The 12626-nt window shown below is 62.1% G+C and carries 16 protein-coding genes, 1 tRNA gene, 1 pseudogene and 1 other annotated feature; of the genes and pseudogenes, 14 read left to right on the forward strand and 4 right to left on the reverse strand.

What is annotated here, in order from left to right:
- Positions 1 to 20 precede the first annotated feature (20 nt).
- The 5 genes and pseudogenes from TM49_RS23220 to TM49_RS20500 all read left to right on the forward strand — a co-directional run.
- Positions 21 to 413: pseudogene (locus tag TM49_RS23220) on the forward strand (RidA family protein); the annotation flags it as partial.
- Between the two features lie 51 nt (positions 414 to 464).
- Positions 465 to 659, forward strand: a complete 195-nt coding sequence (locus TM49_RS20485; RefSeq protein WP_045683943.1) for a hypothetical protein — start codon at positions 465 to 467, stop codon at positions 657 to 659.
- Between the two features lie 177 nt (positions 660 to 836).
- Positions 837 to 892, forward strand: a sequence feature (sul1 is cis-regulatory element that is thought to sense ions involved in sulfur or methionine metabolism; They are found in Alphaproteobacteria).
- 68 nt (positions 893 to 960) lie between these two features.
- Entirely contained in the window at positions 961 to 2445 is a 1485-nt protein-coding gene (locus TM49_RS20490; RefSeq protein ID WP_045683944.1) for a SulP family inorganic anion transporter, read from the forward strand.
- An 11-nt stretch (positions 2446 to 2456) separates the two neighbouring features.
- Positions 2457 to 3311 (forward strand): universal stress protein, encoded by an 855-nt coding sequence (locus tag TM49_RS20495; protein ID WP_045683947.1) that lies wholly within the window; start codon positions 2457 to 2459, stop codon positions 3309 to 3311.
- Between the two features lie 238 nt (positions 3312 to 3549).
- The gene (locus tag TM49_RS20500; protein ID WP_045683949.1) at positions 3550 to 4641 is read left to right on the forward strand and encodes a linear amide C-N hydrolase; all 1092 of its coding nucleotides are present in this window, start codon (positions 3550 to 3552) and stop codon (positions 4639 to 4641) included.
- Positions 4642 to 4721: 80 nt separating this feature from the next.
- Here TM49_RS20500 and TM49_RS20505 read toward each other — a convergent pair whose 3' ends face one another.
- From TM49_RS20505 to TM49_RS20510, 4 genes are all read right to left on the reverse strand, one after another.
- Entirely contained in the window at positions 4722 to 4931 is a 210-nt protein-coding gene (locus TM49_RS20505) for a cold-shock protein (RefSeq protein ID WP_045683952.1), read from the reverse strand.
- 334 nt (positions 4932 to 5265) lie between these two features.
- Complete coding sequence (locus tag TM49_RS23225) at positions 5266 to 5409, reverse strand: DUF1127 domain-containing protein (RefSeq protein WP_082074831.1); 144 nt, start codon at positions 5407 to 5409, stop codon at positions 5266 to 5268.
- Positions 5410 to 5752: 343 nt separating this feature from the next.
- Positions 5753 to 5896, reverse strand: coding sequence for a DUF1127 domain-containing protein (locus TM49_RS23230; protein WP_082074832.1), 144 nt, complete (start codon positions 5894 to 5896; stop codon positions 5753 to 5755).
- Between the two features lie 270 nt (positions 5897 to 6166).
- Positions 6167 to 6241: transfer RNA gene (locus tag TM49_RS20510), tRNA-Thr, on the reverse strand.
- 147 nt (positions 6242 to 6388) lie between these two features.
- On the opposite strand from TM49_RS20510, the gene TM49_RS20515 reads away from it, so the two are divergent.
- The 9 genes from TM49_RS20515 (at position 6389) to TM49_RS20555 (ending at position 12614) form a co-directional block, all read left to right on the forward strand.
- The gene (locus tag TM49_RS20515) at positions 6389 to 6574 is read left to right on the forward strand and encodes a hypothetical protein (RefSeq protein WP_045683954.1); all 186 of its coding nucleotides are present in this window, start codon (positions 6389 to 6391) and stop codon (positions 6572 to 6574) included.
- A gap of 181 nt (positions 6575 to 6755) precedes the next feature.
- Positions 6756 to 8048, forward strand: coding sequence for a UDP-N-acetylglucosamine 1-carboxyvinyltransferase (gene murA / locus TM49_RS20520; protein WP_045683956.1), 1293 nt, complete (start codon positions 6756 to 6758; stop codon positions 8046 to 8048).
- 108 nt (positions 8049 to 8156) lie between these two features.
- Positions 8157 to 8597 carry a DUF2948 family protein gene (locus TM49_RS20525; RefSeq protein ID WP_045685587.1) on the forward strand — a complete coding sequence of 147 codons (441 nt, stop codon included), beginning with the start codon at positions 8157 to 8159 and terminating at the stop codon, positions 8595 to 8597.
- A 48-nt stretch (positions 8598 to 8645) separates the two neighbouring features.
- Positions 8646 to 9950, forward strand: a complete 1305-nt coding sequence (hisD, locus tag TM49_RS20530) for a histidinol dehydrogenase (protein ID WP_045683958.1) — start codon at positions 8646 to 8648, stop codon at positions 9948 to 9950.
- A 2-nt stretch (positions 9951 to 9952) separates the two neighbouring features.
- Positions 9953 to 10426: a UPF0262 family protein gene (locus tag TM49_RS20535; protein WP_045683960.1), complete on the forward strand. Its 474-nt coding sequence runs from the start codon at positions 9953 to 9955 to the stop codon at positions 10424 to 10426.
- A 225-nt stretch (positions 10427 to 10651) separates the two neighbouring features.
- Complete coding sequence (infA, locus tag TM49_RS20540; protein WP_045683961.1) at positions 10652 to 10870, forward strand: translation initiation factor IF-1; 219 nt, start codon at positions 10652 to 10654, stop codon at positions 10868 to 10870.
- 21 nt (positions 10871 to 10891) lie between these two features.
- Positions 10892 to 11512: a Maf family nucleotide pyrophosphatase gene (locus TM49_RS20545; RefSeq protein ID WP_045683963.1), complete on the forward strand. Its 621-nt coding sequence runs from the start codon at positions 10892 to 10894 to the stop codon at positions 11510 to 11512.
- The gene (gene yacG, locus TM49_RS20550; RefSeq protein ID WP_144409633.1) at positions 11509 to 11712 is read left to right on the forward strand and encodes a DNA gyrase inhibitor YacG; all 204 of its coding nucleotides are present in this window, start codon (positions 11509 to 11511) and stop codon (positions 11710 to 11712) included. The genes TM49_RS20545 and yacG overlap by 4 nt, the downstream gene beginning before the upstream one ends.
- A gap of 200 nt (positions 11713 to 11912) precedes the next feature.
- Entirely contained in the window at positions 11913 to 12614 is a 702-nt protein-coding gene (locus tag TM49_RS20555; protein ID WP_045683967.1) for a hypothetical protein, read from the forward strand.
- Positions 12615 to 12626 lie beyond the last annotated feature (12 nt).

Here is a 12626-nt window from a genome sequence, read left to right on the forward strand (position 1 = left end):
TCGGCGCCTATGACGGCGCCTTCCTGCCCGGCGTCATCGTTGGTGAAGTCGTCTACCTTTCCGCGCAGGCATGGTTTGAAGACGGCAAGGCCGTCGTCGCCGGTCCGGTTGGCAGCGATGTCGACATCGAAACCGCCGGCAAGGCCGCCTGCCGATGCACGCTGAACGCGCTTGCCGCCGCAAAAATGCTGCTCGGGTCCCTCGACGACATCGAACAGGTGGTGCGCATGAGCGGCTACGTCTATTCGGCGCCTGGCTTCAACAAGCAGTCGGCCGTCCTGAACGAGGCCTCGAAAATGCTCGTCGACATCTTCGGCGAAAGCGGGCGCCACACGCGCACATCCGTGGGCGTTGCAGGCCTTACCGGCGATGCCTCGGTCCTCATCGAACTCACCATTCAGAAGAAAAGCTGAAGCTGCAAGGCGGCAGTCTCCGCCCGTCTATAACAAGAAAGGTATATACCAATGGCCTATACGCAAGCCGATCGCCATCACTGGCAGATGAACACCATCGTTCGGCCGGCAGCCGACGCTTCCATCGCCGAAGTCGTCGCTGTCTGCGAACTGTGCGGCACAGTCCGTCGCTATGATCTCTCCAAGACCACCGAACAGATGATCATCGGCGGCACCTGCCCGAAGACCTCGCCCGAGCCGGCCTGATACCGCGACCGCGCAGAGCTTTTTGCGTGCACCAGGGAAACCCGCCTGTCCGCGCTAGCGGGCAGGCTTCCGGCGAGACGTCCGGCATTTCGACCGATTGCGGCCTCGCCGCCACATTTCCGCCGTCAACGACTTGCCCTCTTCGGCCTCCCCCTCTATTAACGTTCGTCAATGAACCCCGGACCCGGTGAAAACCCGGGTGGCTCTTCCGGCCGCCGATCCGCCGGACAACCAGTGAATCCTTTCTTTCATTTCCGAGCTGGCCCGTCCCTCCCACGCGGGCCGGAACAAGGGACCATTGATGACACAATTCTCTCTGACGCAATATCGCCAGGAGTGGTTTGGCAATCCGCGCGCCGATGTGCTTTCCGGCCTCGTGGTTGCCATGGCCCTCATTCCTGAGGCCATCGCCTTCTCGATCATCGCCGGTGTCGACCCCAAGGTCGGGCTGTTCGCCTCGTTCTCGATCGCGGTGATTATTTCCTTCATCGGCGGCAGGCCGGGCATGATCTCGGCAGCGACCGCCGCAACGGCGGTGTTGATGACACCGCTCGTCGCCGATCACGGCCTTGAATATCTGCTGGCCGCCACCGTGCTCGCCGGCGTTATCCAGGTGCTGTTCGGCATCCTCCAGCTCGGCTCGCTGATGCGCTTCGTCTCGCAATCGGTGATGACCGGCTTTGTCAACGCGCTTGCCATCCTGATCTTCATGGCGCAGCTGCCGCAGCTCATCAACGTGCCATGGCTGACCTATCCGCTGATTGCCGTAGCGCTTGCGATCATCTACCTGCTGCCGCGCCTGACCCGTGCCGTGCCCTCCCCGCTTGTCGCCATCATCGTGATTACCGCGATCTCGATGATCTTCGGCTTCGACGTCAATCATGTCGGCGACATGGGCGAGCTGCCGGACAGCTTCCCGAGCTTTCACCTGCCGGCCGTGCCGTTCACGATCGATACGCTGCTGATCATCCTGCCCTATTCGCTGGCGGTTGCGGTAGTCGGCCTGATGGAAAGCCTGATGACGGCGCAGCTGATCGATGATCTCACCGATACCCGCTCCAACAAGAACCAGGAATGCGTCGGCCAGGGCGTCGCCAATTTCGCCACGGGCTTCATCGGCGCCATGGCCGGTTGCGCAATGATCGGCCAGTCGATGATCAACGTGAAGTCCGGCGGCCGCGGGCGGCTTTCGACCTTTGTCGCCGGCGTGGTGCTGCTGATCCTCGTGGTCGTGCTCGACCGCTGGGTCAGCCAGATTCCGATGCCGGCATTGGTCGCCGTGATGATCATGGTTTCGATCGGTACCTTCTCCTGGTCGTCGCTGAAGAACCTCAAAAGCCATCCGCGCTCGTCCTCCACTGTCATGCTGGCGGTGGTGGCCGTGGTCGTCGCGACCCATAATCTCGCAATCGGCGTGCTCACCGGCGTGCTGCTCTCCGGCATCTTCTTTGCCTGGAAGATCTCGCAGTTCTTCCGCGTTCGTTCCGATGTGTCGGACGACGGCATGACCCGTACCTATCATGTCGAGGGGCAGCTGTTCTTCGCCTCCGTCGAGCGCTTCAATGCCGCCTTCGATTTCCGCGAAGCGCCGGAACGGGTCGTCATTGATGTGTCGCGCGCCCATATCTGGGACATTTCCAGTGTTGCGGCACTCGACATGGTCGTGATGAAATTCCGCCGCGAAGGCGCCGAGGTCGAGATCGTCGGCATGAACGAGGCCTCGGCCACCATCGTCGACCGGCTGAGCGTGCAGGACGATTCGCTTGACGCCGTGATGAAGCACTAGGGAGAAGCCAGATGACTAAACTCACCGCATTCATCGACGGCTCGGCCTATGCCGAAAGCGTCTGCGACCATACGGCCTGGATGGCGAAGCAGCTTTCCGCCTCCGTCGAGCTTGTGCATGTGCTTGGCCGCCGTCACGATAGCCAGGCGCCGGCCAATCTTTCCGGTGCGATCGGGCTCGGCGCTCGCTCCGCGCTGATGGAAGAGCTTGCCGAGGCCGACGCCCAGAATGCCCGCCTCGCCCACAAGCGCGGCCGGCTGCTGCTGGAAAGCGCGGCCGAGCGGCTGCGCGCCGATGGCGTCACCGATGTGGCTATGAAGCTGATGAACGGCGATTTCGTCCAGGCCGTCGAGGCGATCGGCGAGGACAGCCGCGCACTTATCATCGGCAAGCGCGGCGAAGGCGCGGATTTCGCCTCCGGTCACCTCGGCTCCAACCTCGAGCGCGCGGTGCGCGCCGCCCGTCGGCCGGTGTTCGTCGCTGCCCGCGCCTTCAGCCCGATCGAGAAGGTGCTGATCGCCTATGATGGCGGCGCGAGCGCCGAGAAGGCGGTGGAAACCGTGGCGGAAAGCCGGGTGCTGGCCGGAACCGAAGTGACGGTTCTGGCGGTAGCCAAGGAAGGCGATGCGCTGGCCGCAAAGGCCGCGGCGGCCGTCAACCGGCTTGAAGCAAGCGCGGTCACGCCGAAACTCGTCATCCGTGCCGGCCATGCCGAAGCAGTGATCGAAGAGGTCGCGGCGCAGGAAGGAACGGACCTTCTGGTAATGGGCGCCTACGGCCATTCGCGCATCCGCACGCTGGTCATCGGCTCGACCACGACGGCCGTTCTGACCGCCTGCAAGATCCCGGTTCTGCTGGTGCGTTAGCAGCCGCCATTTTCTTCCGCCGGCGTTCTCGCCGGCGGGACTTTTTCTGGTAGAGCCTCGACATGCAGAAACCTGCCAGCTATCTTTAACCATCTGAAAAATTTAAAATTTTTATACCGACCCGGGGATTGCCCCCTCCCCCGGGCGTCGGTAAGCCGCATTGACCTTTCGCGCCGTATCACCTGTATCAAACGGCAGGCATCCGAAACCGGATTCCGCTTCAGAAGGAGGCACCCCCATGATCACCAGAACCTTCGGCCGCAAGCTCGCGGCTGCTCTTATGGCCTCGGCCATGCTCGCCGCACCGGCCGCCGAGGCTTGCACCGGCATAACGCTGACGGCCGCGGACGGCTCGGTCGTGCGTGCGCGCACGATGGAATTCGGCGTCGATCTCCAGTCCGATGTCATCGTCTCGCCACGCAATTACGAGCGCACCGGTGAGACGCCGGATCAGAAGCCGGGCCTCAGCTGGAAGGCGAAATATGCAAGCGTCGGCACCAATGGCGCTGGCCTTCCGGTCATCGTTGACGGTCTCAACGAAAAGGGCCTTTCCGTCGGGATCTTCTATTTCGACCAGTCTGCGCAATTCCAGCCCTATGACGCCGCAGATCCGTCCAAGACCATCGCGCCGTGGCAGCTCGGCTCCTACATCCTCGACAATTTTGCAGGCGTTGAGGAAGTCAAGGCGGCACTTCCCGATATCAACGTCGCACCTGTGGTCCTGGAGCAGTTCAAGATCGTCCTGCCCGTGCACTACATCGTCACCGAGGAGTCGGGAAAGAGCATCGTCATCGAGTATGTTGATGGCAAACTTTCCGTTCAGGACAACCCGCTCGGCGTGATCACAAACAATCCGCCCTTTGACTGGCACATGACGAACCTGAAGAACTACGTGAACCTCGACTACGCCAATGTCGAACCGAAGAAACTCGGCGACCTCACTATCTCCGGCTTTGGTCAGGGCACGGGAATGCTGGGGGCTCCGGGCGACTTCACCTCACCGTCACGCTTCGTGCGGGCGGCGTTCTTCCAGACGGGCGTCGCACAAGGCAAGACCAGCGATGACGCGATCTTCGAGGCCTTCCACATTCTCAACAATTTCGACATCCCGAAGGGTTCGGTGCGCGAAATGGGCTCGGATGGCCAGTACACACCCGACTACACCCAGTGGACGTCTGCCGACGACCTGTCTCAGAAACGGTTCTACTTCCGCACCTACGACAACAGCACGATCCGCTTCGTTGATCTGCTGAAGCAGGACCTCGACGCCAAGGATATCAAGACCATCAAGATGGATGGTTACGAGACCGCCGAAGAAGTCGGCAACTGACTTTCGGTCATTGAAAACAAAAACCCCTCCGCAACAGACGTTGCGGAGGGGTTCGTCATTGGTGCGAACCGGTAAAGCGCTTAGATGGCGCTGAGGTTCTCAGCGGCGCTCTTGCCGGTGCGGCGGTCGGCGACGACTTCGAAGTTGACCTTCTGGCCTTCAGCCAGGGAGGTCATGCCGGCGCGCTGTACAGCAGAGATGTGGACGAAAACGTCCTTGCTGCCGTCTTCCGGCTCGATGAAGCCATAGCCCTTGGTGGTGTTGAAGAATTTTACGGTTCCAACGCTCATGACGATTTCCTTTCAAATCGTTAGGCTCAAATTCACATGATGCAACTCATGCAGTGTCGTCGATTTTGATAGGAAGGTCGTTTCCGGCGTTTGGTCCGGACGTAACTCGGCAACAAATTCGATAGCGTCGCGTTTACGCGACAATTTTGACCGGAGCAAGACACTAATTTTTTAATTCGCTGCACGCGGGACGGGCACGCACCCCCTGCGGCGCAAAGAAAAACCCTCTGCCCGCGACAGCGGACAGAGGGCGTTTGGGAGGTGTTGCGATGCGTTTTCGCGGGTCATCGCCGCCGCATCATCGGGCCGTTTCGGCCCCTGTCCTGATACCCGTTCAGCGGGTGGCCTTGCGGGCAACACGGCGAATGTCTTCGCGATTGATGCCGAGGTCGGACAGTTCGCGTGCGTTCATGCGGTTCAGTTCGCTGACCGTCTGACGATACTTCATCCAGTTGCTGAAGTTGCGTGCCATATCCATTGTCCTGTCTCCCTTCCTTCAGAAGGTTTGAGCACCGCGGCCCTTCCGCAGCGCTTTCGTCGTCTTGACAATGAGAGATATAGCCCGACCGAAGGCCGTGAGGCAGGTGGGCAGAAGCAAAGTTCCCATGCACTCAATGCAAGGCTTTGCAAAAGGCGGGAAAATCTGCCTGCCAGGAAGGCAAACAGGCAAAAAAATAACGCTCACCGGGGGAGGAGGATCCGGTGAGCGTCATTTGGGTGGTCAGCGAAGGGAGGAGGAGGAGTATCGCTGACCTATCGAAGGGCATTGGGAGGAGGAGGAGAATGCCACTCCGAATTTGGTAATTCTATCAGTCTGGACCTTAGAAGGCCGCCCGGCGGGCAACGCGGCGGATATCCTCGCGGCTGATGCCAAGGTCGGCGAGTTCGCGCGTCGACATGCGGTCGAGTTCTTCAACGGTGCGGCGGAACTTCATCCAGTTCGAAAAGGTGCGGGCCATGCTCATCGGTCTATCTCTTTCTTGAGCCATTGCGGCGCCTCGTTTGAGGTACGCTCGTCAATCTCTGTTGTCCGGGATATAATCGATTGATTGTTGTCGAGGCAGCCCCTTTTCAGCATTGCCCCTATGCGCGGAATGCAAGGCTTGACGACTGTCGGCCTGTGCTGGTGCTTAGGTTGCTGTTTGGAAGCAAATGGTGTCCCTGTTCGCCTGAATCCTCAGGTGCAAAATGGCTGGTCGATTTGCGGCAAACGGAAAATTACGATGAGAAGAAAATGGTGCTGCTAGAGAGATTTGAACTCTCGGCCTCTCCCTTACCAAGGGAGTGCTCTACCCCTGAGCTATAGCAGCCCGACTTCGACGGTGCGAAGCGTGTCCGGCACCTCTTCGGTGCAGGCAAGCGGCCTATTGCCATAGCTCCGCTTCGAGTGCAAGACGCTAATTCGAATTCTTTTTCCTGTCCCCGCTTTTGGCGGACAGGCGAGCGGGAGTGGCGCCATGGCGGGCGAAGGCAACAAGCAAGGCAAGAGCAACACCAGGGCGGCGGAAGAGCGCCGCGCGCGTGCCGCCGAGCAGCTGCGCGAAAACCTGATGCGCCGCAAGCAGCAATCGCGTGCCCGCCGCAAGGGCGATGCCGACGAGACCAGTGGCCTTCCGGCATCACGGCCGAAGCCTCGTGACTGAGACGGCCGGCAGTTCGTCAGCGCCTTCTTCGGAGGCCATGCCGCCGCCACTTTTGACTGGTTTGACCGTCGGCACGCAACGACTTGTCAACCATTGCCATTGATGATGGCTGGCTAATCGTCTAGAGCGACGCGCCAGAGCTTCAAGGAGAGGCCGGGGCTCCCCCCGGATAGTTTTACGGATGGATAAAATCAGAGTCGTCGGTGGCAACCCACTCAAGGGTGTCATTCCCATTTCCGGCGCCAAGAACGCGGCACTGCCGCTGATGATCGCATCATTGCTGACCAGCGACACGCTGACGCTCGAAAACGTGCCGCATCTGGCCGACGTCGAGCTTCTTCTGCGCATTCTCGGCAATCACGGTGTCGATTTTTCGGTCAACGGCCGCCGCGAGCGCCAGGACGAGGCCTATTCGCGCACGATCCATTTCACCTGCCGCACGATCGTCGATACGACGGCCTCCTACGACCTGGTGCGCAAGATGCGCGCCTCGTTCTGGGTCATCGGCCCGCTTCTGGCGCGCGAGGGCGTTGCGCGGGTGTCGCTGCCGGGCGGTTGCGCCATCGGCACGCGTCCGGTCGATCTTTTCATCGATGGGCTGGCAGCGCTCGGCGCCGAGATCGATATCGACCAGGGCTATGTCGAGGCCAAGGCACCAAAGGGCGGCCTCATCGGCGCCCGCTATGTCTTCCCCAAGGTGTCCGTCGGCGCCACCCACACACTGATGATGGCGGCAACGCTTGCCCGCGGCACCACCGTGCTCGAGAATGCCGCGCGCGAGCCGGAAGTCGTCGATCTCGCCAACTGCCTGAAGGCCATGGGCGCGAAGATCGAGGGCGCCGGCACATCGACCATCACGATCGAGGGCGTGACCTCGCTTTCCGGCGCCCGCCACAGCGTGCTCCCGGACCGCATCGAGACCGGCACCTATGCCATGGCCGTTGCCATGACCGGCGGCGACGTGACGCTGCAAAACACGAACGAGGCCCTGCTTGCGAGCGCGATCGAAGCGCTGCGTGCGGCCGGGGCTGAAATCACCACCACCGAATCCGGCCTTCATATCGTCGGCCATGGCGACGACATCCGCCCCGTCGATATCACGACGGCCCCCTTCCCCGGCTTCCCGACCGACCTGCAGGCGCAGTTCATGGGGCTGATGACCCGCGCCAAGGGTGTGTCCCACATCACCGAGACGATCTTCGAGAACCGTTTCATGCATGTGCAGGAGCTCGCCCGGTTCGGGGCGAGGATCGCGCTTTCCGGCCAGACCGCGACGATCACCGGCACGCAGGAACTGCACGGCGCCCCGGTGATGGCAACGGATCTGCGCGCCTCCGTGTCGCTCGTCATTGCCGGCCTTGCCGCCAAGGGCGAGACCACGGTCGGCCGCGTCTATCATCTCGATCGCGGCTTCGAGCGGCTTGAGGAAAAGCTCACCCGCTGCGGCGCCGAAATCGAGCGTATCGCCGAATAGGACGATTTTCCTGCCGATATCCGGCAAATGCAGTCCCGGCGGCGGTTGCGCTATGGCGCCCTTCGGCTTATCTCGAAGGGCAACGCCAACCCGCCGGGAATGAAAATCATGCCGACCGAACCACTGAAGCTCATGGCGCTCGAAGAAGAGGACCTCGCCACCATCTCGGCCCTGATGCAGGATGCCGTGTTCGTGGCGAAGGACCTGACCTTCTCGAAGCCTGCCGGGCGTCTCGAGCTGCAGTGCAACCGCTTCGTCTGGGAGGAAAAGCGCGGCTTCTTCCGCAAGCCCGCCCGCCGCAGGGCGGTGCTGGTGTGCAAGCGGGTGAGCGCGGTTCGCAGCATCGACTTCACGCCCGGCGCCGATGATGCCGTGGCCAATCTTCTTGCCATCCAGTTTGAAAAGACGGGCGACGGGCCGGAAGGTTCGCTGGTGTTCACGCTTTCCGGCGGCGGCGAGATCGTGGCCGATGCCGAATGCATCGAGGTCCTGCTCTCCGACCTCACGACCGACTGGGAAGCACGCGGCACGCCGCACCATCCCCGCTGAACGAACCGGAACAACAACAAGACCTATCGCAATACTCGTGAGGCAAACATGGCACTCTGGCTCGATGCGGCGGATGCGGATTTCGAAAGCGCGTTCAAGGAACTGATCTCGATGAAACGCGAAGTGTCGACCGATGTCGGCACAGTCGTTGACGGTATCATCGCCGATGTGCGCAAGAACGGCGACGCGGCGCTCGCCGCCTATTCCGCCCGTTTCGACAGCGTCGATTTCTCCAATCCGGCAACGCCGATGCGCATCGGCGAGGATGCCATCGAGGCGGCCGTCGCAGAGGTTGATCCAAAGGTGATCGCAGCGCTGACGCTCGCCGAAAAGCGCATCCGCAGCCACCATGCCCGGCAGTTGCCGCCGGACGATTTCTACGAAGACGAGATCGGCGTCGGCCTTGGCCACCGCTGGACGGCGGTTGAAGCCGTCGGGCTTTACGTTCCGGGCGGCACGGCGAGCTATCCGAGCTCGGTGCTGATGAACGCCGTGCCCGCGAAGGTCGCCGGCGTGGAGCGCATCGTCATGGTCGTCCCGGCGATGAAGGGCGCGGTCAATCCGGCTGTGCTGGCCGCAGCAAAGATCGCCGGCATCACGGAAATCTACCGCATCGGCGGCGCCCAGGCCGTGGCGGCGCTTGCCTATGGCACAGAAACCATCGCGCCGGTCGCCAAGATCGTCGGCCCCGGCAATGCCTATGTCGCCGCCGCCAAGCGCGCAGTCTTCGGTATTGTCGGCATCGACATGATTGCCGGGCCTTCCGAAGTGCTGGTGATCGCTGACGGCGACAACAATCCGGACTGGATTGCCGCCGACCTTCTGGCGCAGGCCGAACACGATGAAGCCGCCCAGGCGATCCTGATCACCACCGATGCGGCGCTCGGCGAGGCCGTTGACCAGGCCGTCGAGCGTCAGTTGAAGACCTTGCCCCGGAGCAATATCGCCGGCGCCAGCTGGCGCGATTTCGGCGCCATCATCACCGTGCCGGACCTCGATGCCGCCATGCCGCTTGCCAACCGCATCGCGCCGGAGCATCTGGAACTTGCCGTCGCAGATCCCGATGCGCTGATCCCCAAGGTCCGCAATGCCGGTGCGATCTTTGCCGGACACTATACGCCCGAGGCGATCGGCGATTATGTCGGCGGCTCGAACCACGTGCTGCCGACGGCCCGTTCGGCGCGGTTCTCCTCCGGCCTTTCGGTGCTCGATTTCGTCAAGCGCACCTCCATCCTTCGTCTGGGTCCGGAGCAGCTGAATAAGCTTGCGCCTTCCGCAATTGAGCTTGCAGAATGCGAGGGGCTGGGCGCACACGCGAAATCGGTCGCGATTCGCCTCAATTCCAAGGGATAGTGATGGCCAAGGGCGATTTCAGGCTGAGCGATGTTGTTCTCGACGAGAGCATCGGCCGCGCCTCGCCCGATGTCGAACATGAGCGCGCCGTCGCCATTTTCGACCTGCTCGAGGAGAATGTGTTCGAGCCCGTCGGCCACGACGGCGGGCCTTACAAGCTGACGCTGTCGATCGCCGAAAAGCGCCTTGTTTTCGACATCAGCCTCGAGAATGGCGACAAGGTGGCGACCCACCTTCTGTCGCTGACGCCGTTCCGTCGAATCGTGAAGGACTATTTCATGATCTGCGAGAGCTACTACGAAGCGATCAAGACCGCCTCGCCGAACCGGATCGAGGCGATCGACATGGGCCGCCGCGGCGTCCACAACGAGGGATCGCAGACGCTGCAGGACCGGCTGAAGGGCAAGATCGAAATGGACTTCAACACCGCACGCCGGCTTTTCACCCTGTTCTGCGTGCTTTACTGGCGCGGATAGGCCACCAAAAACCAAAGACGAACAAAAAATGGCGAGGGCAGCAAACAAGGTTCACAAACGATGAACTATTGTGTAGGTTCCGCCGCAAATCCTCCGCAGCGCCTGACGCGGCAAGCGCGCGCTGCGCCGAATTGAAACAACACCGCCTGATCCGCTCCCTGCGTATGAGGGATTGCGGATCGTGGCGTTTTGGGGTCCGCCCCATGCACGAAAGAAACGACATAGATGGCTAAAGAAGAAGTACTTGAGTTTCCGGGCGTCGTCGTCGAGCTGCTGCCGAACGCGACCTTCCGGGTCAAGCTCGAAAACGAGCACGAGATCATTGCCCACACTGCAGGCCGCATGCGCAAGAACCGCATCCGCGTGCTCGCCGGCGACAAGGTTCTCGTCGAAATGACACCCTACGACCTGACCAAGGGCCGTATCACCTACCGCTTCCGGTAAGTCATATCCGGGCGTAGCACCGTGGCGAAGACCAAGCTCATCCTGGCGTCCGCATCGCCCCGGCGTGTCGACCTCCTGGCCCAGATCGGCATCGTGCCCGACAGGATCGCGCCTGCCGACATCGACGAAACGCCGCTTGCCGGCGAAACGCCGCGTTTGCTTGCGGGCAGGCTCGCAAGCCGGAAGGCCGAGAAGGCAGCCGAAATCGTCGCAGGTGATGCCGACTGGCAGGGCGCTCTGGTGCTCGCCGCCGACACCGTCGTGGCTGTCGGCCGCCGTATTCTGCCGAAAGCGGAGACCGAGGACGAGGCCCGCACCTGCCTGCGGCTTCTTTCCGGGCGCGGACACCGCGTCTACACCGGCGTGGCCGTGATCACGGCCGGAAGCCCCGGCAACAGTCTGCGCGTCGTCGAGACGCGGGTTTCGTTCAAACCTCTTTCGAAGCTCGACGAGGATGCCTATATCGCGTCGCAGGAATGGCACGGAAAGGCCGGCGCCTATGGCGTGCAAGGTCTGGCTGCTGCCTTCGTGACCCGGATCATCGGCTCCTATCCCGCCGTTGTCGGCCTGCCGCTCTACGAGACGGCATCCCTGCTTGCCGGCCGTGGCTATGCGGTCGCCGAAGGATGGAGGAAAGAATGAACAGTAAAGCCAGCGTCGAACCCCTGCGCAAGCCTCGCCAGTGCCCCGAATGCGGCCGTCCCTCCAGCCGCGACACCTATCCCTTCTGCAGCGCCCGCTGCCGCGAACTGGATCTGTCGCGCTGGCTGACCGGCAGCTACGCCATCCCCGTTGCCGAGGATGAATCAAAGGCTGGCGGCGACGAAGGCGACAACGGCTAGCCAAGCCTTGGCCGTTTGATGCCCGGCGAACCAGTCGGGCAACGCCACGCCCAATGCCGGCGGGTTCCGACGCCAACCCTCCTCCTCTCATCTGCCCTGATTTTGCGGTTGTTCTGATTTATCTGTAAGTCTATAGACTGATACAACCTATGTTAGCTGTAACGTATAGATTATAACCTTGACCTGCAGGGTAAAACCGGATGTCGACCAACCTCCAGCGCCTTGGCTCTCAATGCCTGCGCGATGCGGTCTGGGCCCCCGAGAGCGGCTCACAGTCTGGCCCGGAAGGCCTGAACGAACTTGCATTGCTGGTGCGCAACTTCAGCCGCGACGCGATCACCTGCGGGCTCGCTGCGGCCGACTTCGTGCGGTCTCATTCCGAAGTCAGCGGCGCCCAGGCGGCGGAAGTCATCATGGACGTGATTGTCGATGAGCCGGGCAAGGCCATGGCGGCGCTGGCCTCGCAACTGAGGGCCGGTGAACGCGTCGCGGCATTGATGACGGCGCTTAACAGCGTCGCACCTCACCATGCTGCCGAGCTTGCCGAGAGCGTGTGGCGCGCCTCATCACCGCAAGCCCAGGCGGCGATGCGCGACGACATCGTTCTCGCGGCGACCGAAGTTCTGGAGACGGATGCCCTTGCAGCCGTGCTCGAGCGCTTCGTCCTCGTTTCCCGTCCGGTTGAGACGCCTCCGCACGCCTCGTTTCCAGGCGAGCAGCAGAGCTTCAGATCGCCCCTGCTGGATGAGAATGCGAAGGACGATGTCGGGCCCGACGCATCAGCTCGGCGTCCCTCTGCGGCGCCGCCCCGGCGCGCCAACTGGGCGTTGTTACTGACGCTTGCCGGCAGCGCCGCCTTCTTCATGACGGCCGGCCTCGTGCTTCTCGCCGTGGCATTCTAACGCGCCGGAGCC

It is taken from the genome of Martelella endophytica, from assembly GCF_000960975.1.
Lineage (GTDB): Bacteria > Pseudomonadota > Alphaproteobacteria > Rhizobiales > Rhizobiaceae > Martelella > Martelella endophytica.

Excerpts from the sequence above, each read along its gene's own strand:
- TM49_RS20485 (WP_045683943.1), top strand. The coding sequence starts at position 465 with ATGGCCTATACGCAAGCCGATCGCCATCACTGGCAGATGAACACCATC.
- TM49_RS20490 (WP_045683944.1), top strand. The coding sequence starts at position 961 with ATGACACAATTCTCTCTGACGCAATATCGCCAGGAGTGGTTTGGCAAT.
- TM49_RS20495 (WP_045683947.1), top strand. The coding sequence starts at position 2,457 with ATGACTAAACTCACCGCATTCATCGACGGCTCGGCCTATGCCGAAAGC.
- TM49_RS20500 (WP_045683949.1), top strand. The coding sequence starts at position 3,550 with ATGATCACCAGAACCTTCGGCCGCAAGCTCGCGGCTGCTCTTATGGCC.
- TM49_RS20505 (WP_045683952.1), bottom strand. The coding sequence starts at position 4,931 with ATGAGCGTTGGAACCGTAAAATTCTTCAACACCACCAAGGGCTATGGC.
- TM49_RS23225 (WP_082074831.1), bottom strand. The coding sequence starts at position 5,409 with ATGGATATGGCACGCAACTTCAGCAACTGGATGAAGTATCGTCAGACG.
- TM49_RS23230 (WP_082074832.1), bottom strand. The coding sequence starts at position 5,896 with ATGAGCATGGCCCGCACCTTTTCGAACTGGATGAAGTTCCGCCGCACC.
- TM49_RS20515 (WP_045683954.1), top strand. The coding sequence starts at position 6,389 with ATGGCGGGCGAAGGCAACAAGCAAGGCAAGAGCAACACCAGGGCGGCG.
- murA (WP_045683956.1), top strand. The coding sequence starts at position 6,756 with ATGGATAAAATCAGAGTCGTCGGTGGCAACCCACTCAAGGGTGTCATT.
- TM49_RS20525 (WP_045685587.1), top strand. The coding sequence starts at position 8,157 with ATGCCGACCGAACCACTGAAGCTCATGGCGCTCGAAGAAGAGGACCTC.
- hisD (WP_045683958.1), top strand. The coding sequence starts at position 8,646 with ATGGCACTCTGGCTCGATGCGGCGGATGCGGATTTCGAAAGCGCGTTC.
- TM49_RS20535 (WP_045683960.1), top strand. The coding sequence starts at position 9,953 with ATGGCCAAGGGCGATTTCAGGCTGAGCGATGTTGTTCTCGACGAGAGC.
- infA (WP_045683961.1), top strand. The coding sequence starts at position 10,652 with ATGGCTAAAGAAGAAGTACTTGAGTTTCCGGGCGTCGTCGTCGAGCTG.
- yacG (WP_144409633.1), top strand. The coding sequence starts at position 11,509 with ATGAACAGTAAAGCCAGCGTCGAACCCCTGCGCAAGCCTCGCCAGTGC.
- TM49_RS20555 (WP_045683967.1), top strand. The coding sequence starts at position 11,913 with ATGTCGACCAACCTCCAGCGCCTTGGCTCTCAATGCCTGCGCGATGCG.